The following is a 24556-nucleotide window of genomic DNA, read 5'->3' on the forward strand; positions in this document are numbered from 1 at the left end:
TGCTTTCTTGATCTTTATGGTGTTTAATTAATGATATCATAAAATTTGTAGATTTTAGTGCCAAAGTAATATTGTTTTTAGTTGAAAAGTACCATTTTTTGTAATCGGAGGAAGGTGGGCGCAGGTGAAATACAGTCTGATCATTCCCTGCTATAATGAAGGGGAGAACGTGGAACGAATAGCAGGCGAGCTTATGCGTTGCCTACCTGCCGATGGAGACTGGAATATTTGGTTCATGGATGACAGCACGGATGATACGACAGCCCGTCTGGAGAGGCTGAGCAAGGCCAAAGCCCGGGTCCATTACGTTCACCGGACGGGCGAGCGCGGATTAAGCGCAGCCGTCATCGACGGGTTCAAGACAGCGGACGGCGATATTTTTGTCGTAATGGACGCGGATCTGCAGCATCCGCCTGAAGTGGTGCCCAAGCTGCTTGAGCAGATGGAAGAGAGCGGTGCGGATATCGCTATTCCATCTCGGTTTGTGCCGGGGGGCAGCGACGGCGGCTTGAACGTATTCCGTAAGCTGGTATCCTGGACGGCGCGGATGATGGCCAAGGGCGCATTGAAGAAAATGAGACGGATCACCGATCCGACCAGCGGCTTTTTCGCCGTAAGGCGCCAAGTGGTGGAGCAGGCGGAGCTGCAGCCGCTCGGCTGGAAAATATTGTTGGATATTTTATGCCGGTGCAGCTATCGTACATGTATTGAAATACCGTATGGTTTTGTAGCAAGAGACTTGGGAAGCTCCAAGATGAACTTGCGCGAACAATGGAACTATATACGTCATTTAATCTCGTTAATTCAATTCAGCCGCGAGGACGCGCGTTTCTGGATGTTTGCCTTGGTCGGGCTCAGTGGAGCGATCGTAAACTCTGCGGCCTACGTCCTGCTGGTCGAACGTGGAGCCGGAGTGAACTGGAGCTTTGCCATAGCAACGCTGCTCGCGATTGTTAACAATTTCGTTTGGAACAGTCTGTACACCTGGCGCCACCGCCAGCCGGGCAGGACGTCGGGATCTTTTATGGATGCGGCTAAGCGGTTTTTACGGTTTAGTGCGGTGAGCCTGGCAGGCTTGGCATTGGCCGAGGCCGGAGTTTATATTTTTCATGGGCTTGCAGGTGTACATTATTTTATATCCGGTGTGCTTGGAATTGTCATTTCATCGTTTTGGAACTTTGTCATAAATGACCGGTGGACATTTAAAAAGAGTGCGGCGGAGGAAAGCCATACGCCTGATTTTACTCCTCTAAATGCTCCGCCTGCTGAAAGTGTAGGAAAATGAAAGTCATAAGAAAATCAATTGTTCCTTTACTGCTTTTTATCCTCGTCTTTGCTGCCGAGCTGCCTTCGATTTCGTATTGGGCCGTTCAGTATCATTACGTGGTACCTGATGCCCTGAGCCGGGTATCGAATGCTTTTACGGTAATGTACAGCAGGGACCCCCATTTGGCGGCGATCGGCTTTGTCTGGAATCCGCTGCCGAGTCTGCTGGAGCTTGTGCCGCTGCTGTTCTGGCCCTGGTGGCCGGAGCTGGCTGCCGACGGGGTTTCCGGTATGCTGCTTACCGCATTGTTCGCGGGCGCAGGGGCGCTGCTGCTGTACCGCACCTTCCGGGCGTCCGGCGTCTCCCGAGCGTTTACCGGGCTATGGGTGTTATGCTTCGCGTTTCATCCGTTTATTTATATGTATGGGGCGAACGGCATGAGCGAGGGCTTTTTTACTTACTTCCTGCTCTTGTCCGTCGTCGGCGTCGGTGCCTGGTTTCATGAAAATAATATGAAATCGATTCTGGGGCTTGGCCTTGGTTTGGCCTGCTGCTTTCTGATCCGCTACGAAGCGGTTCCTTTGGCCGCAGCAGTAGCCGCTGCTGTACTGCTCGGAAGCTTGAAGCGGAGTGATCCACTCCGTAAAAATTATTTGCGCATGGAAGGGACGGCTATTCTGACCTTGACGCCGTTTGTTTATGCGGTGGTACTATGGCTCTGGTTTAACTTCGCCATCCAGGGGAACGCGTTTTACTTCCTGAATTCGAACTACTCCAATATCGGGCAGTCAGTGAATTTGTCGGATTATTTCTCTGAACTGCAAACTAATAAATGGGAAATATTGTATTTTATTACGGAGAGATCGCTGCCTTTTCTGCCGCCGCTGGGTGTCATTCTGCTGTTCCGTCTGTTGACCCGGAGGCTGTTCAGCAGGGAGGTGCTGGCCCTTCTTCTGATGGTCGTTTCCGTGCCTGTACTGCAGTTTTACTTGCTGAACAAAGGTAATTCCTACGGCTGGCTCCGGTTCTTCTATTATCCGTTCCCCATAGCGGTTGCTTGGGCGGGCTTTGAATGGAGCTGGCTCGGAAAAAAGTGGAGACCTTGGTTCGGGGCGGTGCTGACGCTTTCTATCGTTGTTTCGGGAGTCAGCGTGTACAACTACATGAATGTCCCCCGATTGTCTCCGGAAGAGCATGCGATGCTTCACTTCCAGGAAAATGATCTGTACAAGGAAATGTCGCTGAGCCGTGCCATTTCCGCCGATCTCAGCAGCAGGCTGGCCAAGGAACCGAAGTCGCTTGTACTGCTGGATTCCTACGGAACGGCGGAAATTTTGACGACGATCCGTTATCCCAAGCAGCTGGTGATTACGTCGGACCGCGATTTTTTGGCGTTTATTGAGGATCCTGCCAAAGCCGATTATATTCTAGTGCCCCGTAATGAAGGAAAAAGCAGACAGAATGAGCTGAACGTCCGATTTCCCCAATTGTTTGCGAACGGTATGGAAGGCTGGAAGCTGGAACGGGATTACGATCAGCAGTGGAGGCTGTACAAAAAGACGAGCGCAAATTGAGCTAGTCTTTCTCTGTGAAGAGTACGGATCCGCTATTTCTCAACAGTTGTTAAATATATGATGCTTGGGTGATGCCATGAATATCATTTTATTGTCAGGCGGTTCGGGTACACGGCTTTGGCCTATGTCGAACGAGAGGCGTTCGAAGCAGTTTCTTCCCTTATTTCCGGATGCGTCGGGAAAGCGGTTCTCTATGCTTCAGCGGACATGGGAGCAGCTGCGGCGCTGCGGACTCGACCAAAATACCGTGATCTCCACCTCAGTAGATCAGCAGGCTTTAATCCGGGAGCAGATCGGCGGCGAGGCTGCCCTTGTGCTGGAGCCCGAGAGACGGGATACGTTTCCGGCAATCAGCCTTTCCTTGGCATATCTGCGAAGTGTCAGACATATCTCCGAGGATGAGATGGTGCTGGTGCTGCCTGTTGACAGCCAAGCAAACCCTGATTTCTACGAGGCTTTGCTGCAGCTTCCCCAAATCGTGCAGAAGCACGGAATGAACCTCGCATTGATGGCCGTCCGGCCGGATTGCCCTTCCAGCGAGTACGGATATATGATCCCGGAGACTGGAGCCGTGGATGGCTCCTCCTATGCGGTGATCCGGCGGTTTTGTGAGAAACCGGCTAAAGCGCTGGCGGAGGAATACATTCGGCAGGGCGCATTGTGGAACTGCGGCATTTTTTGTTTTCGTGCGGGCTACTTGCTCGGCCTTCTCCGGGAGCTCGGTTTTTCGAGAGATTACGAGCAGCTTCGCGAGCAGTACCGAGAGCTGCAAGCGAAAAGCTTTGATTATGCGGTAGTCGAGCGTGAGCGGCATATCGGGGCCTACGTTTATCAAGGCCCGTGGAAGGATATGGGGACCTGGAAAGCGCTGGCGGAAGAGACGGTCAAGCCGCGGCTTGGACCGGGATTAATCTACGGAAACGGTAAAGAGGTCAACATTTTTAACGAGCTGAACATTCCTGTGATCGCTCTAGGGGTATCGAATGTCGTCATTGCCGCAAGTGAGGACGGCATCCTGGTAACGGATACGGCGGGCAGCAGCCAATTGAAGCTGGCTCTCGCCGAGTATGCAAGGGAGCATCCGGCACAGGACCCGTTTGTGCGTGTCATCGACCAGTCCGAATTTGTGGACGGTACGAGGACGTTAACGCGAAAAGTCCATGTGCCCCGCGGCATGTCCCGTACAATCGGGTTTGTTCCGGAACAGGGCGGAGCCGTCCGCTCCATCGTTTGTACATGGCTTCATGGCAAGGCGGAATGGGTCATTAATGGCCAAAGGCTTGAGGCGGCCGGGACACATACGTTTCACAACGGGGAACAGGCCGACTTGTTGGCGGAGGAACCATCGGATTATATTGAAATTATAACGATAGATGGACGGATAGGAGGCTGAAGCGATGCGGAGCTTAAAGCATAAGCGAGCGTTTCTTGGATACCGTGCCGATGAAGTGGAAAGCCGCTTAACCGAGCTGGAGAACCGCATAAAGCTGCTGGAGGCGGAGAGGCGGCAGGAGGCTCTTGCTTTCGGACAAGAGGAGCGGCGCTTGCTGGAGGCACTCAAAGCAGTCGAGCTGGAGCTTAAAGACTTTAACTTGATGGAAGAGAGCTTGAGGCGATGGACAAACAGCAACGGTACTTCTTGAAGCCGCCGCGCCGCGCATGGTGGGGCCTGCCTGTAACAGCGACCGATGCAAGGCTCGGAGCGTTGGAGCAGCAGCTGTCCGATCTGGAAAAGGAGCTGGCGCTGGATAAAGAAAAGCATGCGGCCAGACTTGCCGGGCTGCGTTCCGCTTTATCCGACGAGCAGATTCTGCTCAAGAGCAAGCAGGAGTCGGTGTATGAGCTGATCACGCTCCATGAAGCTATGCTGGCAAGACAAAGCGACGGGTCCGCCGCCGCAGACAAGCCGAAGGAGAAGGGCCGGCTGGGCGACCGGCTGGTAGAGCTCGGGATCATAAAGCAGGAACAGCTGCAGAAAGCGATATCGCATCAGGAAAAGTTCGGCGGCCGGCTTGGGGATATCGTAACCGAGCTTGGTTTTGCCGCCAAGTCCGAAGTGGCTGCAGCGCTTCAGATGCAGGCCCAGAAGGGCCGTCTCGGGGAAATGCTGGTCGAGAACGGAGCGATCACCCAGGAGCAGCTGGAGTCCGCGCTGGAGTTCCAGCGTAAGAGCGGCGGCATGCTCGGCGACATTCTCATGTCGCTGCGCTTTATCGAGCCGGAAGCTCTGTATAGACAGATCGCTAACCAGAACAATCTCGGGCGGATCGGGATCGAGTATACGTTTGAGGGCTTGGATAAGCTGCCGGAGCAGTTGGCGAGGCAGCTCGACGCGGTACTTATTCACCGGGACGTCAACCGGTATTTGCTTGCCGTAGGCCAGCCTCTGGAACCGGTCGCGCTGAAGCGGATAGAAGCCAAGCTGGATCTCCCTGTGGAGCAGGTGCTCGCCACTCGCTCGGAAATGGAATTTTTCTGGAAAACGATATATCCGGACGAGCTGATGGAGGAGAGCACGAAGAAACTCGTCAATGAACAGCCGGAGAACAGCGCGCACGTCACGTTTACCAAGCCGCAGCTTTCGGCGATGTGGATTGTTGTGGCTGTGATTGTGCTGGCCTTATGCTTGGACTGGTTCCATACGCTGATCGTGTTGAATATCGGCGTGCAGCTGTTTTACTTTTTGATGACGCTGTTCAAATTTATGATCGTGATGTACGGTACGCGCGATTTTGCGCAGATGCGGTTTACACAGGAGGAAATTGATGCGATTGACGAAAGGGCAGCTTCCGGTCTATACGATTCTTGTGCCCATGTACAAGGAAAGCGAAGTGATTCCGTATTTGCTCGGCAATCTGGAGCGGCTGGATTACCCGAAGGCCAAGCTGGATGTCCGGCTGCTGATCGAAGAGGATGACGTGGACGCGCAGGCGCTGCTGAAGGATATGAAGCTGCCTCCGTACTACACGACAATCGTCGTGCCGCACAGTCTGCCGAAGACGAAGCCGAAGGCCTGCAATTACGGGCTGATCCGGGCGCGCGGCGACTATGTCGTCATTTACGATGCGGAAGACCGCCCCGATCCGGACCAGCTGAAGAAGGTGCATGCCGCCTTTATGAGCAGCCCTGAGAATTGCGCTTGCGTTCAGGCCAAGCTGAACTATTTCAACAGCGAGCAGAACCTGCTGACGCGCTGGTTTACGCATGAGTACAGCATGTGGTTCGAGCTGCTGCTCCCTGGAGTTATGCAGTTGAATATTCCTATTCCGCTCGGCGGTACGTCGAATCATTTCAAAATGTCGATCCTCAAGGAAATTAACGCATGGGATCCGTATAATGTGACGGAGGATGCGGACCTTGGCATCCGGCTGTACAAATCGGGGTATACTACCGCTATTGTAGATTCCCGCACATGGGAGGAAGCGAACAGCCGGGTCGGCAACTGGATCCGTCAGCGCTCCCGCTGGATTAAGGGATACATGCAGACATGGCTGGTTCATATGCGCAATCCGTTCAAGTTGTGGCGGGACTTGGGGCCGAGAGGCTTCATGGGATTCCAGGTCATGGTGCTCGCCACGCCGATGCTGCCGCTGCTAAACCCGATCTTCTGGTTTATGATCGTGATGTGGTACGGCTGGAGGGCGCAGTGGATTCCGCAATTTTTCCCGGGCGTCATTTACTATTTGGCGGGGATTGAATTCCTGATAGGCAACTTTCTGTTCGTATTCAGTAACGTTGCCGGGGTGTACTGGGTTATTCAGGAGCTGGAGAGACGCCAGGACACGACCTTCTCCTACGGCTTGGTTCGGTTCGGCGCTGCTGACGCCGATTTATTGGGTGCTGATGAGTATAGCGGCGGTAAAGGCGGCCTGGCAGCTGATCACCAAGCCATTCTACTGGGAGAAGACGACGCACGGGCTGGCCAAGCACCCCCATGCCGCAGGCACCGGAACGACAGACGTTTCTTCGTAACGTCGAAGAGACGACCCCGACGACCCAAAGATTGGGAGTCGAGAGAGCCCTTGACTCTTCATTCGTTCCGGCATATAATATGGAAATAGCAACAATGTCGAAATCGGCAATGATGAGGACGAAGTTATAAGGGCTCTTATGATCAGAGAGCGGCGGATCAGCTGAAACCAACGCCATAATCCCTTATGTACGAGCTCACCTCGGAGCTGTTTCCCTGAAAAGCATACCGCGTTTAGAAGCGTATGGCTAGTAGGGGAAATCGGAATAGCACACGTTATCGTGCTGAAGGTAAGCTTGCTTTTGTTTGCTTCTTACCTGCTAAGGTTATTTGCTGTGAGGCATATAACAAACTCTGGGTGGTACCACGGAAGATTAACCCCTTTCGTCCCTTCAGACGTCATTTATGGCGTTTTGGGATGAGAGGGGTTTTTTAGTTTTCGAGAGGAGGAAATATCATGATCGTTCAAACCACACAAAAGTCAAGAGAACAACTGCGCAAGGAACTGCTTCAACCGGATGTGATTACAGGATCTGCAATGCTGCTGCGCAGTTTGCTGCTGGAGGACGTGGATTGCGTCTTCGGCTATCCTGGCGGAGCGGTCTTATATATTTACGATGCCATGCACGGGAATCCGGATTTTAAACACCTCCTGACCCGCCATGAGCAAGGAGCTATTCATGCAGCTGACGGCTATGCCCGTTCTACAGGCAAAGTCGGCGTATGCATCGCTACCTCCGGCCCGGGGGCGACCAACCTGGTTACCGGTATCGCAACGGCTTATATGGATTCGGTGCCATTGGTTGTCATTACGGGTAACGTGGCCACCTCTGTGATCGGAACGGATGCTTTCCAGGAAGCGGATATTACGGGCATCACGATGCCTATTACCAAGCACAGCTACCTGGTGCGCGATGTGAAGGACCTGCCTCGTATCATTAAAGAGGCGTTCCATATTGCGAACACCGGCCGCAAGGGACGGTTCTGATCGACATTCCGAAGGATGTCTCCAACGACACGGCGCCTTTCTACTATCCGGAATCGGTAGATATTCGCGGCTACCATCCGACCGTTCAGCCGAATAAGCTGCAGGTGGATCGGATGCTGGAGGCTATTGCCGAATCGGAACGTCCGGTCATTCTTGCCGGCGGCGGTGTTGTTTACGCCGACGCTTCCAAGGAGCTGCTCGAATTTGTAGAGAAGGCACGCATTCCGGTAACGACGACGCTGCTTGGCTTGGGCGGGTTCCCGAGCGCTCACGAGCTGTGGCTGGGCATGCCGGGGATGCACGGCGAATTCACGGCGAACAATGCGCTGCAAAATTGCGATCTGCTCATTGCAGTCGGCGCGCGCTTCGATGACCGTGTGACGATGAAGGTGAACGGCTTCGCGCCGAAAGCGAAGAAAATCGTTCATATCGATGTCGATCCTGCGGAAATCGGCAAAATCGTCGAAGCGACGATCCCATGTGTAGGCGACGTGAAGGCGGTGCTGCAGCTAGCCGTACAAAAGGTGAAGCCGGCTTCGTCCGAGGCGTGGATCAAGCAGGTGCAGGAGAACAAGAAGAACCGTCCGCTTCGCTATAAGGACTCGGATACCGAGCTGAAGCCTCAATACGTTATCGAAATGATCCACGAGACGACGAAGGGCGAAGCGATCGTATCCACGGACGTAGGACAGCATCAAATGTGGACGGCGCAATATTACAAGTTCAACCATCCGCGTTCCTGGATCACCTCCGGCGGATTAGGCACGATGGGCTTCGGATTCCCTTCGGCGATCGGTGCGCAGGTAGCTCATCCGGACCGTTTGGTTGTATCGATCAACGGCGACGGCGGGATGCAAATGTGCTCTCAGGAGCTTGCAATCTGTGCCATTAACAAAATTCCTGTAAAAATCGTCGTTATCAACAATCAGGTGCTAGGCATGGTTCGTCAATGGCAGGAAATCATCTATGATAACCGCTACAGCCATATCGATCTGGCCGGCAGCCCGGACTTCGTCAAATTGGCGGAAGCTTACGGCGTAAAAGGCTTGAGAGCGACGAACAAAGAAGAAGCGCGTCAAGCGTGGCAGGAAGCGCTGGATACCCCAGGTCCGGTTCTCGTCGAATTTGTAGTCCGCAAGGGTGAGAATGTATACCCGATGGTTACGCAAGGATCGACGATAGATGAAATGATAATGGGGGATTCGGAATGATGCACAAACATACCATTTCCGTTTTAGTCAATAATCAGCCAGGTGTGCTGCAGCGGGTGTCCGGCTTGTTCGGACGCCGCGGCTTCAACATCGAGAGCATTACCGTAGGCGAATCCGAGGAAGCCGGTCTGTCGCGTATGGTTATCGTGACAACGGGTGACGATAAAACCTTGGAGCAGGTTTCCAAGCAGCTGTATAAGCTGATTGATGTGATCAAGGTTGTCGATTTGAGCGCCAATCCGATGGTAGCGCGCGAGCTGGCTTTGATCAAAGTAAATGCCGAGCCGAGCGCGCGTCCCGAAGTGCTGGGCATCGTTGAAACGTTTCGTGCGGCCGTCGTCGATATCGGTCCTTCCTCGCTGATCGTGCAGGTTGTCGGGGACTCCGAGAAAATCGATGCGATGGTTGAGCTGCTGAAGCCTTACGGCATCCGCGAGCTGTCCAGAACGGGCGCCACGGCGATGACCCGCGGTTCCGTTAAGTAGGTTAATGGTTCATTGCATTTATTATTAGCGTAAATTACCTTTGTGAGTGGGGGATGCAACGAATGACCTCAGGGACAAGCCGGAGTGTGGTGCGCTGCATCGCCCACTCACAGGGTTTTTAAAATAAAGGAGGAGCTATTATCCATGGCAGTTACAACGTATTATGAAAAAGATGCTGATTTGAGCGTACTGAAAGGTAAGACAATTGCAATTATCGGTTACGGAAGCCAAGGACATGCACAAGCGCAAAACCTGCGTGACAGCGGTCTGAAAGTTATCGTTGGTCTTCGTCAAGGTAAATCTTTCGAGCAAGCTAAAAACGACGGCTTTGAAGTTTTCTCCGTTGCAGAAGCTACGAAATTGGCTGATGTCGTTCAAATCCTGATGCCGGATGAAACGCAAGCAAGCGTATACCATAATGAAATCGAGCCGAACCTGAAGCAAGGCGCTACAATCATGTTCTCCCACGGCTTCAACGTTCACTTCGGCCAAATCAATCCGTCTTCCGATAAAGACGTATTGCTGGTAGCACCAAAATCCCCTGGTCACATGGTTCGCCGTGTATACGTTGAAGGCTTTGGCGTGCCTGGATTGATCGCTATCCACCAAAATGCAACGGGACAAGCTCAAGCTATCGGTTTGGCATATGCCAAAGGGATCGGCTGCACACGCGCAGGGGTTATCGAAACTTCGTTCCGCGAAGAAACCGAAACTGACTTGTTCGGTGAGCAAGCTGTACTTTGCGGCGGTGCTTCCGCACTGGTTAAAGCGGGCTTCGAAACATTGGTTGAAGCAGGCTATGCTCCTGAAATGGCTTACTTCGAGTGCTTACACGAGCTGAAGCTGATCGTTGACTTGATGTATGAAGGCGGCTTGGCTACAATGAGACATTCCATCTCCAACACAGCTGAGTACGGCGACTACGTAACAGGTCCTCGTATCATTACTGAAGAAACGAAGAAAGCAATGAAAGAAGTATTGTCCGATATCCAACAAGGTAAATTCGCTCGCGATTTTATCTTGGAGAACCAATCCGGACGTGCTTTCTTGACAGCAACACGCCGTCTGGAATCCGAGCATCCGCTGGAGCAAACAGGCGCTCAATTGCGTGAAATGATGCATTGGATCAAGAAGTAATTGTTTATTCCTCTTGGGATAATAAAATAGAAACACCAAAACACCCCGAATACTCAGCTCATACGAAGCTGGGATCCGGGGTTTTTGCCGTTCAGGGATATCCGTATTTCTAGGTCAAATGCCCCTTTACGCTCTATGCCCAAACCTTCCCCGGCACTGCGACATACGATACATTAGTTCCTTGGAGAAAGGAGATGAGATCTATGGGTTTTGTTGGAGCTGGCGTTGGAGCTGGATGTGGAGGTTTTGGCGGTGCGTTTACTAGCACAGGTGTGATTCTGGTTCTTTTCATTTTGTTGGTTATCGTGACTAGAGGATTCTTGGCGTAGTCACCTAAGTTTGAGTTGATACGCAGGCCTGCAAACCAGTCGGTTTCAAGCGGCGGTATCTATACAGCAGCATAAGCAGGACCCCGGCCGATGGGAGAGTCCACTGAAAAATAGCGGAGAGTGCGGAAGCGATCGCTGTTGTCCTCTAGGCGACAGTGATCGTAAAAAGCTCCGTACTCGAAACGATGATTTTTTCAGTGGCCTCCCCGGCAGGGGGCCCTTATTATAGCAAGAAGCAGACAAGCCTACAGAGCTTGGCGGATGACGCGGTTCAGCCGTTCGAAGCCTTCTACCATCTGCTCGTAGTCGGTATGGGTGAAGTTCAGACGCATTGTATTGCGTTCAGGGTTATCTGCGAAGAAGCTGGCGCCCGGAACGAAGGCGACACCTTCTTGAACGGCCTGCTTCAGCAGCTGCTCCGTATCGATATGAGCCGGCAGCTCGAGCCAGATGAACATGCCGCCCTTCGGCTCGATCCAGCGGGTGCCGGGCCAATTGTGCTGCTTCAGCAGATCTACCATCTGATGCATCCGCTTCTCATACTCCCCGCGCACCAGATCGATATGGGCATACAGATCAAAATGCTCGAACAACTGATGCAGCGCATGCTGATCCATCGTGCTGGAATGCAGATCGGCCGCTTGCTTGGTGCGGGTCATATTCTGGATGACCGTAGGATCGCCGATCGCCCAGCCCGTGCGAAGCGCAGGAGCGACGATTTTGGAGAAGGTGCTGGTATATACAACACAGCTTCCGTGAGGATGCTCGTCCAGCGAGAAAATGGAAGGGAACGCTTCGTCGCTTCCGAATTTGAGTTCTCCGTACGGATCATCCTCGAGGATAAGCACGTTGTTGCGTTTACAGATGTCGAGCGTGCCTTTACGGCGCTCAAGGCTCCAGGCTTTGCCGGACGGATTGGAGAAGGTCGGGATGACATAGGCCATCTTCGGCTTGTGCTCCCTGATTTTCCGCTCCAGGTCGTTCAGATCCATGCCGTCGGCATCGCAATCGACCGACACGATTTTGGCTTTATACGATTGGAAAATTTGAATCGCCGCCAAATAAGTAGGGCGTTCCACCAGAATGACGTCGCCGGGATCGATCATTACATTCGTAAGCAGGTTGATCGCCTGCTGCGAGCCGGTAGTGATCAGCATGTCGTCGATGCCGACATGAATATTTTTACGCTCCAGATGCTTGGCAATACTCTCGCGCAATGGAGTGTAGCCTTCCGTCAAGCCATACTGAAGCACTTGCTTGCCTTGGTCAAATACGCGGGAGAACGCGTCTCTTACCGCTTCGATCGGAAAATATTGCTCGTTAGGCAGGCCGCCGGCCAAGGAAATAATGGACTTGCCCTGCGTCAGTTTCAAAATTTCACGGACCGCCGAGGATTTGAAGCTGTCCATCGTACTGGAGAATCGGTATTCCATACATAAGCTCCTTTATCGTTCCTTATCCTTATAAGGGGGGATTGAGTTCACATAAAGCTTATTTTAATCCTTTAAATTCGATAAAACAACCTTATTCGACACTGTTTCGGGCATCGGAATATCTTAGGACCGCAGCCTTAGTTTATAGTTTATTCCTATGATGATGATAGATTTTATATCTTTGTCATACGGGGACAAATATGGTACAAAGGAGGTAATACTATTTTTAGGAGTGAATGAACGACATGGCAGAAGTGAAGAAAATCGCCGTCATCGCGGGCGACGGTATCGGTCCTGAAGTAATTGCTGAAGCGGAGAAAGTATTGAAGAAGACGGAAGAAGTATTCGGCTACCGTTTTGAAACAGAGCACGGCTTGTTCGGGGGCATCGCCATCGATCAGAAGGGAACGCCGCTTCCTCAAGAAACGCTTGATCTGTGTAAAGGTGCCGATGCGGTTCTGCTTGGCGCGGTTGGCGGTCCGAAATGGGACAACAATTCGAAAGAGCTTCGTCCGGAAACTGGGCTGCTCGGCATTCGTAAAGCATTGGGCTTGTTCTCCAACATCCGCCCTGCGGTTATTTTTGACTGCTTGAAGGATGCTTCTACGCTGAAGCCTGAAGTGTTGGAAGGAACGGATCTGATCGTGGTTCGTGAATTGACCGGCGGCATTTATTTCGGCGAGAAATTCCGCCGCGAAGGAGCTAACGGACAAGAGGCTGTCGATACTTGCGTGTACAACGTACAGGAAGTAGAGCGCATCGTGCGTCAAGCGTTCGAAATCGCTCAAACCCGCAGCAAGCGTCTGGCTTCCGTTGACAAAGCGAACGTATTGGAAACATCCCGTCTGTGGAGAGAAACGGTTAACCGTATTGCTCCGGATTATCCGGACGTTGAGCTGGAGCACGTATTGGTGGACAACTGTGCAATGCAATTGCTTCGCCGTCCGTCCAGCTTCGACGTTATCGTAACGGAGAACATGTTCGGCGATATTTTGAGCGACGAAGCGGCTATGCTGACAGGCTCCATCGGGATGCTGTCCTCCGCTTCCTTGGGCGAAGGCGCGTTCGGTTTGTACGAGCCGGTACACGGCTCTGCTCCTGACATTGCGGGCCAAGGCATCGCGAACCCAATCGCTACCGTTCTTTCGGTTGCATTGATGTTCCGCTTGACCTTCGGCTACCACGATGCAGCGGAAGCTATCGAGCGTGCGGTAAAGGAAGTGCTGGATGCAGGCCACCGTACAGGTGACATCGCAGTAGATAAGAGCCAAGCGATCGGTACGACCGCTATGGGCGATCTGATCGTAAACGCGATTCGTAAATAAGCTATAATTGCAGGCACCATGATGAAGACTCTTTAACATCCTTAATCGGATGATTAAGGGTCTTCATTATTTATTCTATAAAATGAACAATAAATAGCGTTAATTTTGTAAATTATAATAATTATAAATTAATAATAATTTTAATCTTGACTTTAAAAGTAGCCAATGGTACCATTCTAATTGAGAATTCTACTCAATTAAAGGAGGAAATAAGCAGATGGCAGAACGTTTGGTAGGTAAACAAGCACCGGATTTTACATTGGAAACAGCAGCAGGTAACGGCGTAGATTTCGGCAAAGTATCTTTGTCCGACTACAAAGGCAAATGGTTGGTATTGTTCTTCTATCCGCTTGATTTCACATTTGTATGCCCTACGGAAATTACCGCTCTGAGCGAAAACTATGAAGAGTTCAAGAAATTGAACACAGAAGTATTGGGTGTATCTACAGACAGCATCCACTCCCACCGTGCATGGATCAACACACCGGTTGACAGCAACGGTCTTGGCAAGCTGAACTTCCCATTGGGAGCTGACTTGACTAAGAAAGTCGCTCGTGACTACGGCGTATTGATTGAAGAAGAAGGTATCGCGCTTCGCGGTTTGTTCATCATCAACCCAGAAGGCGAATTGAAATACCAAGTTGTTAACCACAACGATGTTGGCCGCAGCGTAGAAGAAACATTCCGCGTGCTGGAAGCATTGCAATCCGGCGGCTTGTGCCCAATGAACTGGAAAAAAGGCGACAAGCATCTGGTTGCGAACTAAGAAGCTAGAACCCGAACTTGTGCCATAGCTTTTATCCAAAAGCAAGCGCATTTCAAAAAATCCCTCCGGTCTGCTATACTGCAGCTAGAGGGATTTTTCCTGTTTAGGGAGGAACCGCCATACATAGATGACGATTAAGAGATGCAGGAGGACCGATCCATGGAAGTGCTAGATCATTTGAAGTACAGCGAAAACCATGAATGGATTCGCGTAGAAGGAAAACGGGCTATCATCGGCATGACCGATTTCGCTCAGGAAGAGCTGGGGACGATCGTGTTTGTAGAGCTGCCGCAGGTGGGAGACCATTTGAAAGCGGGCGAGCCGTTCGGCAGCATGGAGTCGGTCAAGACCGTATCCGAAATGTACGCTCCGGTATCAGGCAAGGTCGTATCGGTGAATACGAAACTGCAGGATAACCCCGGCGTGATCAATCTGTCCCCGTATGAGCACGGCTGGATGATCATTCTGGAGCCGGATCAAGCGGCCGACCTGGATCAGCTCTGGGATGCCGAGCGGTACCGGGACACGTACGGACACGAATAAAATCAGACCGCAAGAAGTAGGACAAAGCTCTTCCTGAAGCAAACGGTATAAACAGCCGTTCTGACAGGGAAGGGCTTTTTTATGTTAGAGCTTGTTATCGTTCGGAAAGGTATGCAGCGAAATACACCTATTTACAACGTAACAGTGTTATGTTACGATATGTGCATCAGGAGGTGCAATCCCGTCATGAACGACCAGGATTTAATATCGAAGAAAGACTTATTGGAGCTGACAGGGATTTCGTATGGTCAGCTGTACCGTTGGAAACGAAAAAATTTAATCCCGGAGGATTGGTTTATCCGCAAGTCCACCTTTACGGGGCAGGAAACCTTTTTCCCGAAACGGAGCATTTTGGCCAGAATCGATAAGATCGTCAATATGAAGGAGGATTTGTCGCTGGATGAGCTGGCAGATGTTTTTTCTCCTAATGTGAACGAGCTTTCACTGACCAGCCTGCAGATTGAAGAACGAAACATTGTTTCAATAGAAGCGCTCGGCTTTTATATGGAGCAGATCGGCGTAAGCAGCCAATATGGATTTCAAGCGGTACTCAGTATGTACATTCTCGACAGGCTGCTGCAGACCGGGGAAATGACGCTGGAGGAAGGGAAGGGATTGCTTCATACGCTGCAGGAGCATTACCCCAAATTTCAAGGAAAACCGTGTACGGTTGTCTTTTTTAGAAAAATGGGCGCATCGGGCTTTCTTCTCGTTTCGAGCCCGAGCGAGCTTTATTTCGAACCGAAGATACGGGTAGTGGCTTCGATCTCTGCGGCCGAATGCATTGAACAGCTTAAGATGAAGCTGGGCTAAATAATAGATACGGAGGGAATGGACGATGGAACAGGAAAAAAAGCGCGATCAGATCATTAACGGGCAGGGAACAACCTCTGGCGGCTCCTTCCGCCAGGTGAAAATTAACGGGGACGGCACGGTTCACGGAGACGTGGAATGCACGCTGCTTCACATTAATGGACGCGGCGAGCTGGAAGGCGGTTTGAAGGCGGAGGAAGCGGAAATTAACGGAAGCGCCCGGATTGGCGGGGCTGTAGAAGCGAAACGGTTAAAAGTGAACGGGGAAAGCTCCATAGACGGCAGCTTGGCCTGTGACGAGCTTAAGGTAAAGGGGAATATCAAAATTAAAGGGCAGGCCGCGGGCGAAACGATCCGCCTTGAAGGCGGGGCCACCATTGAAGGCGACTGTCAAGCGGAAACGTTCGAAGCGAAAGGAGGCTTCCAAATTCAAGGATTGTTGAATGCGGGAGTGGTCGATGTGACGATGTACTTTTCCTGCCGCGCCCAAGAGATTGGCGGAGAGAAAATTACGGTACGTCCCAAGTCCGGCCTTTCCACACTGCTGAATCCGTTTCTGCCCAAGTTTGCCGCGAAGCATTTGTACGCGGATGTCATTGAGGGCGATGAAATCGTGCTGGAGCTGACAACGGCTAAGGTTGTCCGCGGCAATCGCGTCACTCTCGGTCCCGGCTGCGAGATCGAGCTCGTCGAGTATAAGCAGTCGCTTGAAGCGGACCCAGGCGCCAGAATCCAGAATAGCCGGCAGATTTGAGCATACAGGCCGCCCGATGGACGGAAGTCGGAACAGCAAAAATAAAGGAAAAGGATCGTACCCAGCGGATGGGATACGATCCTTTTTTTCTTGCCAGAATTTATAATTTCGGGGTCCCCGCAAAGTACCTGAGTCTGCTTCGAAGCATAGGCCCCACTTTGTGGGGGTTTCTTAAAAGCAAAGCTTATTTTACTTGCTCTGCAGCTTGTTGAACTTCTCCATATATTTAACAACGGTCAATACATAAGTGGCATGAGACCAGGTAAGCGGTGCAACGGACACCGGTCCGCCGTCGAACGGGTCCAGCTGCTCCGGCAGAACGCCGCTCTCCATAGCATGCCGTACGACCCATTCCAGCGTGCGCTTCGGCGATTCCAGATCGGCGAGCGTTTTGGCGCACTCGATTTCCCATTCGGCAATCCACAGTGTACAGATGATCCACGGGTTGCCCGGAATGTTCTCAATATCGGAGGAGCGTTGGAAGTAATAGTCATGGTAATAACGCGCGACGCCGCCGACCTCGGTTTTGATGGTCAGCCGCTCCTTATTGGCCTGCATCGTACTGACAACCCGTTCGTCATCCGCCGGCAGCACGCCGAATTCGAAGATGCCGTAGACACTGCTCTCGTAGGTGCGGTCCTTGACCCATTGACCGTTCTCGAAATAGAGGCCGCGGACAAAGCGCTTCTCTTCCTCGTCCCATAAATGCTTGAGGATACCGGCCTTGATTCGCTCCGCCGTATGGCGGTACCTGCTGCTGCGCTCTTCGTCGCCGAACAGATTGCAGAAGTTCGCCGCGGCGATCAGACCGCCGTATACCGCTGAAGCGGTGAAAGTGTAGATGCCGTACCGTTCCTCCCACAGATCGTAGCTCGGCTTCGGCAGGTTCAGATCCTGCTCGATGTAGCTGGACATGAAGCGGGCTGCGCCCCGGATCAGCTTGCGGTACAAGCTTTGGGGAAGCTCGATGACGGCATGCTTCTGGAAATCCTGCCACAGGGCGAACAGCACGAGAGCCGTTTCATCCTCTTGAATCGGCAGCTGCGTTTTGCCTGCGTGAATATATGGATGCCAGCTGGAACCGACGGTTCCGTCGGGATTGTATTTGTGGTGCAGATAGCCTTCCGGCGACAGCACATTCGCACAAAATTGGAAAAATGGGGTAATCATGCCTTGATATCCGGCCTTGGACATGGCATATGCGATCAAAGCGCCGTCCCGTGGCCACATGTAGCTGTAATGATCCCGGTTGCTCTGCATAATATCCGAGTCGTTGGCGGCGATAATGGCGCCGTTGACATCCGTTTGCGTGCGGACGATCAGCAGGCTGTGCTTATACATGCGGATCATCTCGGGAGTCAAATCCCCATAGTTGCGCTCCGATTTGTTTACCCAGCGCTGCCAGTAAATCTTCACACGGTCCAGCAGGTTGCCGGGATGGCTGTCTTTGACGTAGGCGTCGAGCTTTTTGACTTCTTCCAGATTTTTGCCTGCGGTCATCCAGTAATACATCGTTTCATTCGATTTCGGCGGCACGTGCAGCCTGAAGCTGATCGTGCTGTCAACAGAGCCCTGGGCAATCGCGTTGCCCATCAGATGGCCGTCCTCCGCATCGCGCCAAGTGCCTTCGGCATTGTAGAAGCGTTTGACGCCAGTCGTATATTGATGCACACCTTCAGGGCCGGTACTGCCGCTGAACATGAAGTATTTATCTTTTTTATAATGAAACACGGTATTGTTGACGGGGTAATAAGCGGCCGTATCGCCGACCTCGGTTTCATTGATCACCAGGTCCTGATTGAAGAAGACGCGCACCTCGCGCACCGTGTCCCATTCGTTATGAATTTGGACGCGTTTTAAATAGATGTCCTCCCGCTGATGCACTCCATCATTAATCAATAAGGAAATGCCCAGACGGGGATGCGTTGCGGTCACTTCCGTAATCAGTGAATCTTCCACATAGGACAGCTGAAATTGCCACTCCGGATCGCTAAGCCAGGAGAAGGACCCGTCAACCCATAGTCCGACTCTGCATTGGTACCCGCCGACATGATTTAATTGTCCCACATAAGGATAATACAAATCTCGCATGTACGTGTGATCATCTAAGTTGATCAAAAACTTTCCGTTTCCGATGACTAAATGTCTTGGCAATCCAACCACATCCTTTACAGTCTAACCTTATCATTCAGAGTACCTTTTTCTTCCTGGACGGTCAATCCCGGCCCCAGGCATGAAAACGGATACTCAGGCGCTGTTTTGAAAATTTTTTCAATTTATGATGAAAAAGAAGTCTATAACTCTACTATTACCCCTTTTGCGAGAACTATACTTGTAAATGAGGGGATAAAAAATAAATCTCCACCCGAGAGCGGAGATGGTGAGCGGGATGCCGGCCAAGCCTTTGGAGGCATATTAAGCCTGAGGAGCGATTTGCGGGCGCTGGGTCCAGTGCATGATCAAATCATACGGGTTATCCGATTGCAGCAGCCGCTGAACCTGATCCTGGTTAATCCCGTCACAAATCTCGGTTTGACCGGTATGGTACTGGATGCGGATTTGGGAGGATTGGTCATCATAGCTGACAAAAGCGATCTGCTTGCAACCAATGGAAATATACTTCATTGAACTTACCCTCTCCCTTCGAAATACGTCGATTTATTTCAGCTTATGCCGCCAAGTGCAGGATTAGAATTACACGGCCATCATAAAGTAGGGGCCTGCTCTCATAGGATGGATAAGGCCTTACTCGGGCGTGCCTGCTTAAAAGAGCGGGAAGACGCGCAGCGGAGGGGAGGAAGGAATTGTCTGCATATTCCTGCGACAAAAAAAGAGGATTTTCGCCGGGTCAGGTCGAATACATATGGAATCGCTATTTATGCAGACCCAGGTATGCTGTATGGCATATCTGGCCTGCCTTAGACCAACGCAATCCGTTCTCAGCCTTTGCTTTGACGGCAGCTGAACGCCTCGGGCCTGGTGAGAATGAAGAAGCCGTTTATCCTTGAAGGAGGCGTGATTGATGAGTTTTTGCTGTGGCGCCAGTATGATTGGGACGAAGGGAACCTTAAAACATATACGAACCCAGATCCACAATGTTCCGTTGTTGTTCTGTCCGGTTTGTCACCGGGTGGAGGTGCACCATTTGGTTGAAAGCGAGTATGAGATTTTGGCCGAATATGCGCATGGCGACGGCGCGACGGAAGTGGATTTTCAGGAATACGTGGATAACCGCAGTGATGCGGAATTAAATGAAAACTGTGTCAATCATGAGGATGAGGATCCTCTGGAGGTTGTGCGCAGTCAAATTGATATGTCTCTGGACCTGTTGATGGTCGCGAAGACGATAGGCGATGTCGAATGGGAGGAGCAGCTGAAGCGGCGACTCAACATCCTGAGCCAGCGTAAGAGTAAGCTAAAGAACAAGAAAAGCATGCGCGGCTTGACATAATGGAATTGTGACGACGTCTCTTTTTTTCGGGGCGTCGTTTCTTTGTAAGAGGGCCGGCGGGCCTTCCAGCTATCACCTGTGATATAATATGAACGGTAGCCTGACCCGACCCCCGTATTCAACATGATGACAGCGAAAAAATATAGTGTGAGGTGGAACGATGCTGCTCGTTTTATTTAAGAAATTTCTTGGAAAACGTCAGTCTTCCCACCCTGAAATATCGGATTCACAAACACCGGAGCAAGTAGTGATTCGGATTCAAGAGGGTGATTTACGCCTGCGCAACCAGTTTATTACGGACTATCAGCCGTACGTTGCGAAGGTAGCAAGCCGATTTTGCAAAAGATATGTGGACCCGGCAAGAGATGATGAGTTTAGTATCGCCCTAGGCGCCTTTAATGAAGCGATAAACCAATTTTCCCCGCAAGCGGGCCGCTCCTTTCTCGGATTTGCCGAGCAGGTTATGCGGCGCCGGTTAATTGACTATGTCCGCAAGGAGCAGCGATTCTCGCAGCAAATTCCTTATAGTCAATTCGACGTGGAGGATGAAGAGGATAATGTCGTCAATCCGGTGGAAATCCACCAGGCGATCGAGCAATACGAGAAACAGAAGGGGATGGAGGAGCGGAGGAGCGAAATTACAGAATTAAACCGGTGCCTGGCCGAATTCGGCATCCAGTTCTCCGATTTGGTCGACGGTTCCCCAAAGCATAGCGATTCCCGGCAGGCGTTGTTTGTGATAGGCAAACAGCTGTCCGGAGACTACAATTTGATGCGGATTATGCTGACCAAACGGATGCTTCCGATCAAGGAGCTGCTTGATTTCGTCAAGGTATCCCGCAAGACGCTGGAGAGAAACCGCAAGTTTATTATTGCCGTCGCATTAATATACAACGGGCCTTTTCCTTATCTTCGGGACTATCTATATATTAAAGAGGATGAAGAATTTACGGAAAGGAGGGAAGTCAATGAATAAAGGCATCGTCATGGAGATGACGGACAAAAGCATCATCGTTATGCGTCAGGACGGCAAGTTCGACCGTATTTCCCGCAGAAATCGCTCCTGCGAAATCGGCGAGGAAATTATATACGCTGACGCTGGCGTCAATTGGCGCAGTCCGTCTGTAGCCGGCCGGTCCGCAGTCGTTGCGGCGGTCGTGTTCTGCCTGGTAGTATTCGCCAGCTTTGCAGGCAAAATGGGCAGCTCCGAGGTCGTTGCCTACGTGTCGCTGGATATCAATCCATCCATTGAAATGGGGATTGATGAGAAAGAGCAGGTGCTCGAGCTTCGCGGTCTGAATGATGATGGCTCCGATTTGATTCAGGCCATCGATTACAAAGGAAAACCAATGGAATCCGTAACAGCTTCCCTCTTGGACAAAGCGGAACAGAAGTCGCTGGCCAAGGGAGAAGCGGACATTGTCATTGCTAGTTCCGTCGTCAATGCCAATGCGAAGCTCAATGACGAGCAAATTGCTGAAAAGCTACGGCAGCAGGTAACCAATCACATCAAGACGACGCATCCAGATCAAGTGAGCAGCTATCAGGTGGAGGCTTTTGCCGCCCCGCAGGAAGTGCGTGAAGAAGCAAGCAAAACAGGTGTCTCAATGGGTAAATATTCCGTATACTTGAACGCCAAAAGCAACGGCGTGCCTATAACCATCGATGACCTGAAGAAAGAATCGGTCCATCAATTCGTGAAGGAACATCAGGATAGCAAGGATGACATTGTGCAGCCGGCGAAAATGCCGAACAAGGATACCTTTAAGAAGCTGGTTGAGGAAGAGAAATCGGGTGAGCTGGATAAAAAGCTCGAGGAGAAGAAAAAAGAAAAATCTAACAAAGACAATAGTAAGGGGAACAGCAACGGCAGGAACAATCCGATAAAACCTGGCTCCGGTACGACCGGAAGCACAGGAAGCACTAATTCATCGAATAACTCTAAAGATAAAAAAGACGATAATAAAAAGGATGACAACAAGAAAGACGACGATAAGAAAGATAACGACAAGAAAGATAACGGCAGGTTCCCGTCCAAACCGAATACACCTTCGTCCGATCATATTATGCCGGGCGGCAGCAAGCCGGGAGTAACAGCGCCCGGCAATGCCCGTCCAGGGAGTAATAAGGATGACGATTCGGATGACGACAATAAGAAGAGCGATGGCCGGGGGGACGACGATAACCGCAACGACCCCAGGAAAAATGATAACAAGCAAAATGAGGCCGACAAGGACGACGGCCGGAAGAACGACAGCCAGAAGAATGAGAGCAACCAGAACAATCAGAAGAACGACAACAAGAAAGATAACGGCAAGAAAGATGACGACAAGCAGGATAATGATAAGCAAGATAATGATAAGCAGGACGGTAAGCGCACGGACAATTCTAATAAAGACGACCAGAAGAATGACAACAACCGCAGTAGGCAGCAGGATAAAGACAATAAATCATCCGATGACCGGAAAAAGGATGAAGCGGTGCAAAATTTGGAACAGAAAACGAAAACAAAAGCACCTGTCCAGGCTGCGGACACAGACCGACTACATATTTTCGACTGGTTTAGAAAATCTTAAAAAAATCAAGGGCACAGCGGACCAATATTTGGCTGCTGTGCATTTTTTTATCGTTTTTTTTGAAACGCTCTCATGACGCAGTCCTTGTCTTGTGATAAAATAATGAATAGTTGAGAGGGAAAGTAGGATTTCGATACTAAGCGAATAGGGGATATATTCCATGAGATACAGCATGTTTGGACAGACGGGCTGCCGGGTGTCTGCATTAGGCTTCGGGGCGATGAATTTGCCCGGCGTACCGTTCGAGCAGGCCGATGCGGCCTTGAATTACGCTCTGGATAACGGTATTAACTACATAGATACGGCTGCAGGCTATCGGAACAGCGAAGAAATTATCGGGCAAAGCATTTCACACCGCCGTTCGGAATATTTTTTGGCCACCAAAACGAACAAGCGGGACTACGCCTCCGCAAAGGAAGAAATCGAACGCAGTCTTGCGCGAATGAAAACGGATGTTATCGATTTGCTGCAGATTCACTATGTGAATTATGTCGATGAATTTAGAGCGGCGATGGCTGACAACGGAGCCTACCAAGCGGCGCTGGAGATGAAGGCTGCAGGAAAGGTGCGGTTTATTGGAATCACCGGTCACCGGCCGGATTTATTGACGAAATGGATCGCCAAAGGACAGTTCGATCAGGTGCTGTTTCACTTGAACCTGGCCCAACCGTTCGCCACGGATGAGCTGATTCCGGCATTGACGAAGCTGGGGATGGGGAAAGTAGCCATGAAGCCTTTGTCCGGCGGATTTATTCAGCCGGTTGAGAAGGCGATTCGGTATCCTTACAGCCAGGATGTAAACGTAATTATTTCCGGTATGGTCAGTGTCGATGAAGTGAAGCAGAATCTGGCAGCCATGGACCATGAGGTTGAAGCGGAGGAACGTCAAGAGCTGGTGCAGCTGGCGCATGATTTGGGCGGCCATAACTGCCGGCGCTGCAATTATTGCTCCTGTCCCATCGATGTGAAAATTCCGGATATTATGATTTCAAGCCAAATTCGTAAAACGCTCGGCCTGCTGCCCAAAGGACACGGTTTCTTCGAGAAGCAGAAAGAAAGTATTACCTCCTGTGCCGACTATGAGCCCTGTAAGGAGAAACCGTTGTGCGAGCAAAAGTGTCCGTACCATCTGCCTATGCAGCAGGTCGTACAAGAAACGGCGGCTTCTTATTACAGCTAATTAACTGCAGTCAATCTGGGTCTTCTGAAGGATAAAAAAACCGTCTCGCGCGTTATACGGGCGAGACGGTTGTATGGGTACACAGAAGCACGCATTAAGCGGAGATACTCTTGCTTTTGTTCTTACTCTTGCTTACTGCCGCCGGCTTGGAAGCAGCGACCATGTCCAGAGCGACGGATTCCAGGTCTTGGGTCCTAATGACTAGACGCGTAATTTCATCGGTCGTGTAAGACAGTTTAGCTGTGCGCTGAACGAGCTGCTCCAGATTGACGCCAATCCATCCGGATTTTCTGCGATGGGCGGAAAGATCGAAGGGCAGCACCGCGATAGACGCCTCGATGGGACCAGAGGATGGCGATGCTACGGGAACATCGGTCAAAATATCGTTTAAATGAAAGTACAGCTTGCTGCATTCCCAACGTATAAAGTCCGGTTGAAATGAAAGAATCATGAACGACTCGTCGCCGCTATTCTGCTGTACCAGCTTGACTTTGCCGCGGTCCTTATTCATGCGGATGAATTGATGCTGCTTAATATCCGGCAGCACGTAAAAGATGATCAGCGGCAGCCCGCTGGCCGCATACAGGAAAAGGTCCGATTGCAGCGCAATGGCGGCTAAGATCAAGCCGATAAAGACAAGAACGGAGCCGAATAAGATCCAATATTGTTTTCTGAACATGAGAAGGCGCTCCCCCAGATTGAATGCAAAATAATAAAACTTACAATATCCTATTCTACCATAAGGACAGCGGCA

The 24556-nt window shown here is 51.1% G+C and carries 20 protein-coding genes and 2 pseudogenes; 18 read left to right on the forward strand and 4 right to left on the reverse strand.

Annotated elements, in window-relative coordinates:
* The first annotated feature begins 124 nt into the window (after positions 1 to 124).
* From ACHHV8_RS00680 to ACHHV8_RS00720, 9 genes and pseudogenes are all read left to right on the forward strand, one after another.
* Positions 125 to 1285 (forward strand): glycosyltransferase, encoded by a 1161-nt coding sequence (locus tag ACHHV8_RS00680; RefSeq protein WP_395155855.1) that lies wholly within the window; start codon positions 125 to 127, stop codon positions 1283 to 1285.
* Positions 1282 to 2841, forward strand: coding sequence for a glycosyltransferase family 39 protein (locus tag ACHHV8_RS00685; RefSeq protein WP_395155857.1), 1560 nt, complete (start codon positions 1282 to 1284; stop codon positions 2839 to 2841). Before ACHHV8_RS00680 ends, ACHHV8_RS00685 begins: the two co-directional genes overlap by 4 nt.
* A gap of 76 nt (positions 2842 to 2917) precedes the next feature.
* Positions 2918 to 4234, forward strand: coding sequence for a sugar phosphate nucleotidyltransferase (locus tag ACHHV8_RS00690; protein ID WP_395155859.1), 1317 nt, complete (start codon positions 2918 to 2920; stop codon positions 4232 to 4234).
* A 4-nt stretch (positions 4235 to 4238) separates the two neighbouring features.
* The gene (locus ACHHV8_RS00695) at positions 4239 to 4484 is read left to right on the forward strand and encodes a hypothetical protein (protein ID WP_395155861.1); all 246 of its coding nucleotides are present in this window, start codon (positions 4239 to 4241) and stop codon (positions 4482 to 4484) included.
* A 221-nt stretch (positions 4485 to 4705) separates the two neighbouring features.
* Positions 4706 to 6813: pseudogene (locus ACHHV8_RS00700) on the forward strand (cyclic di-GMP-binding domain-containing protein, MshE-related).
* Between the two features lie 455 nt (positions 6814 to 7268).
* Positions 7269 to 9010, forward strand: a pseudogene (gene ilvB, locus ACHHV8_RS00705) (biosynthetic-type acetolactate synthase large subunit).
* On the forward strand, positions 9007 to 9495 hold the full coding sequence (ilvN, locus tag ACHHV8_RS00710; protein WP_395155863.1) for an acetolactate synthase small subunit: 489 nt from the start codon (positions 9007 to 9009) through the stop codon (positions 9493 to 9495). Before ilvB ends, ilvN begins: the two are co-directional and overlap by 4 nt.
* A gap of 144 nt (positions 9496 to 9639) precedes the next feature.
* Positions 9640 to 10632, forward strand: a complete 993-nt coding sequence (gene ilvC / locus ACHHV8_RS00715; protein WP_395155865.1) for a ketol-acid reductoisomerase — start codon at positions 9640 to 9642, stop codon at positions 10630 to 10632.
* 203 nt (positions 10633 to 10835) lie between these two features.
* Complete coding sequence (locus tag ACHHV8_RS00720) at positions 10836 to 10961, forward strand: YjcZ family sporulation protein (RefSeq protein ID WP_395155867.1); 126 nt, start codon at positions 10836 to 10838, stop codon at positions 10959 to 10961.
* 245 nt (positions 10962 to 11206) lie between these two features.
* Here the strand turns inward: ACHHV8_RS00720 and ACHHV8_RS00725 are convergent, their stop codons facing one another.
* Complete coding sequence (locus tag ACHHV8_RS00725; protein ID WP_395155869.1) at positions 11207 to 12394, reverse strand: aminotransferase-like domain-containing protein; 1188 nt, start codon at positions 12392 to 12394, stop codon at positions 11207 to 11209.
* A gap of 245 nt (positions 12395 to 12639) precedes the next feature.
* Here ACHHV8_RS00725 and leuB point away from each other — a divergent pair, with 245 nt between their 5' ends.
* The 5 genes from leuB (at position 12640) to ACHHV8_RS00750 (ending at position 16595) form a co-directional block, all read left to right on the forward strand.
* On the forward strand, positions 12640 to 13719 hold the full coding sequence (gene leuB, locus ACHHV8_RS00730) for a 3-isopropylmalate dehydrogenase (RefSeq protein WP_395155871.1): 1080 nt from the start codon (positions 12640 to 12642) through the stop codon (positions 13717 to 13719).
* A gap of 217 nt (positions 13720 to 13936) precedes the next feature.
* A complete protein-coding gene (locus tag ACHHV8_RS00735; RefSeq protein ID WP_395155873.1) occupies positions 13937 to 14485 on the forward strand; it encodes a peroxiredoxin in 549 nt (182 codons plus the stop codon).
* 159 nt (positions 14486 to 14644) lie between these two features.
* The gene (gene gcvH / locus ACHHV8_RS00740; protein ID WP_395155875.1) at positions 14645 to 15028 is read left to right on the forward strand and encodes a glycine cleavage system protein GcvH; all 384 of its coding nucleotides are present in this window, start codon (positions 14645 to 14647) and stop codon (positions 15026 to 15028) included.
* A gap of 186 nt (positions 15029 to 15214) precedes the next feature.
* Positions 15215 to 15841 (forward strand): YhbD family protein, encoded by a 627-nt coding sequence (locus tag ACHHV8_RS00745; RefSeq protein WP_395155877.1) that lies wholly within the window; start codon positions 15215 to 15217, stop codon positions 15839 to 15841.
* Between the two features lie 25 nt (positions 15842 to 15866).
* Positions 15867 to 16595: a polymer-forming cytoskeletal protein gene (locus tag ACHHV8_RS00750; RefSeq protein WP_395155879.1), complete on the forward strand. Its 729-nt coding sequence runs from the start codon at positions 15867 to 15869 to the stop codon at positions 16593 to 16595.
* Between the two features lie 189 nt (positions 16596 to 16784).
* Here ACHHV8_RS00750 and ACHHV8_RS00755 read toward each other — a convergent pair whose 3' ends face one another.
* Both ACHHV8_RS00755 and ACHHV8_RS00760 read right to left on the reverse strand, forming a co-directional pair.
* Positions 16785 to 18749 carry a glycoside hydrolase family 15 protein gene (locus tag ACHHV8_RS00755; protein WP_395155881.1) on the reverse strand — a complete coding sequence of 655 codons (1965 nt, stop codon included), beginning with the start codon at positions 18747 to 18749 and terminating at the stop codon, positions 16785 to 16787.
* A 261-nt stretch (positions 18750 to 19010) separates the two neighbouring features.
* On the reverse strand, positions 19011 to 19220 hold the full coding sequence (locus tag ACHHV8_RS00760) for a hypothetical protein (protein ID WP_395155883.1): 210 nt from the start codon (positions 19218 to 19220) through the stop codon (positions 19011 to 19013).
* A gap of 397 nt (positions 19221 to 19617) precedes the next feature.
* On the opposite strand from ACHHV8_RS00760, the gene ACHHV8_RS00765 reads away from it, so the two are divergent.
* The 4 genes from ACHHV8_RS00765 to ACHHV8_RS00780 all read left to right on the forward strand — a co-directional run bounded on the left by ACHHV8_RS00765 (position 19618) and on the right by ACHHV8_RS00780 (position 23802).
* On the forward strand, positions 19618 to 20046 hold the full coding sequence (locus ACHHV8_RS00765) for a hypothetical protein (protein ID WP_395155885.1): 429 nt from the start codon (positions 19618 to 19620) through the stop codon (positions 20044 to 20046).
* A gap of 160 nt (positions 20047 to 20206) precedes the next feature.
* Positions 20207 to 21022 carry an RNA polymerase sigma factor SigI gene (gene sigI / locus ACHHV8_RS00770; RefSeq protein ID WP_395155887.1) on the forward strand — a complete coding sequence of 272 codons (816 nt, stop codon included), beginning with the start codon at positions 20207 to 20209 and terminating at the stop codon, positions 21020 to 21022.
* Positions 21015 to 22622: an anti-sigma-I factor RsgI family protein gene (locus ACHHV8_RS00775; protein WP_395155889.1), complete on the forward strand. Its 1608-nt coding sequence runs from the start codon at positions 21015 to 21017 to the stop codon at positions 22620 to 22622. Before sigI ends, ACHHV8_RS00775 begins: the two co-directional genes overlap by 8 nt.
* A 160-nt stretch (positions 22623 to 22782) precedes the next feature.
* Entirely contained in the window at positions 22783 to 23802 is a 1020-nt protein-coding gene (locus tag ACHHV8_RS00780) for an aldo/keto reductase (protein WP_395155891.1), read from the forward strand.
* Positions 23803 to 23896: 94 nt separating this feature from the next.
* Here the strand turns inward: ACHHV8_RS00780 and ACHHV8_RS00785 are convergent, their stop codons facing one another.
* On the reverse strand, positions 23897 to 24481 hold the full coding sequence (locus ACHHV8_RS00785; RefSeq protein ID WP_395155893.1) for a hypothetical protein: 585 nt from the start codon (positions 24479 to 24481) through the stop codon (positions 23897 to 23899).
* Between the last annotated feature and the right edge of the window lie 75 nt (positions 24482 to 24556).

The organism is Paenibacillus sp. TAB_01 (genome assembly GCF_043945595.1).
GTDB lineage: Bacteria > Bacillota > Bacilli > Paenibacillales > NBRC-103111 > Paenibacillus_S.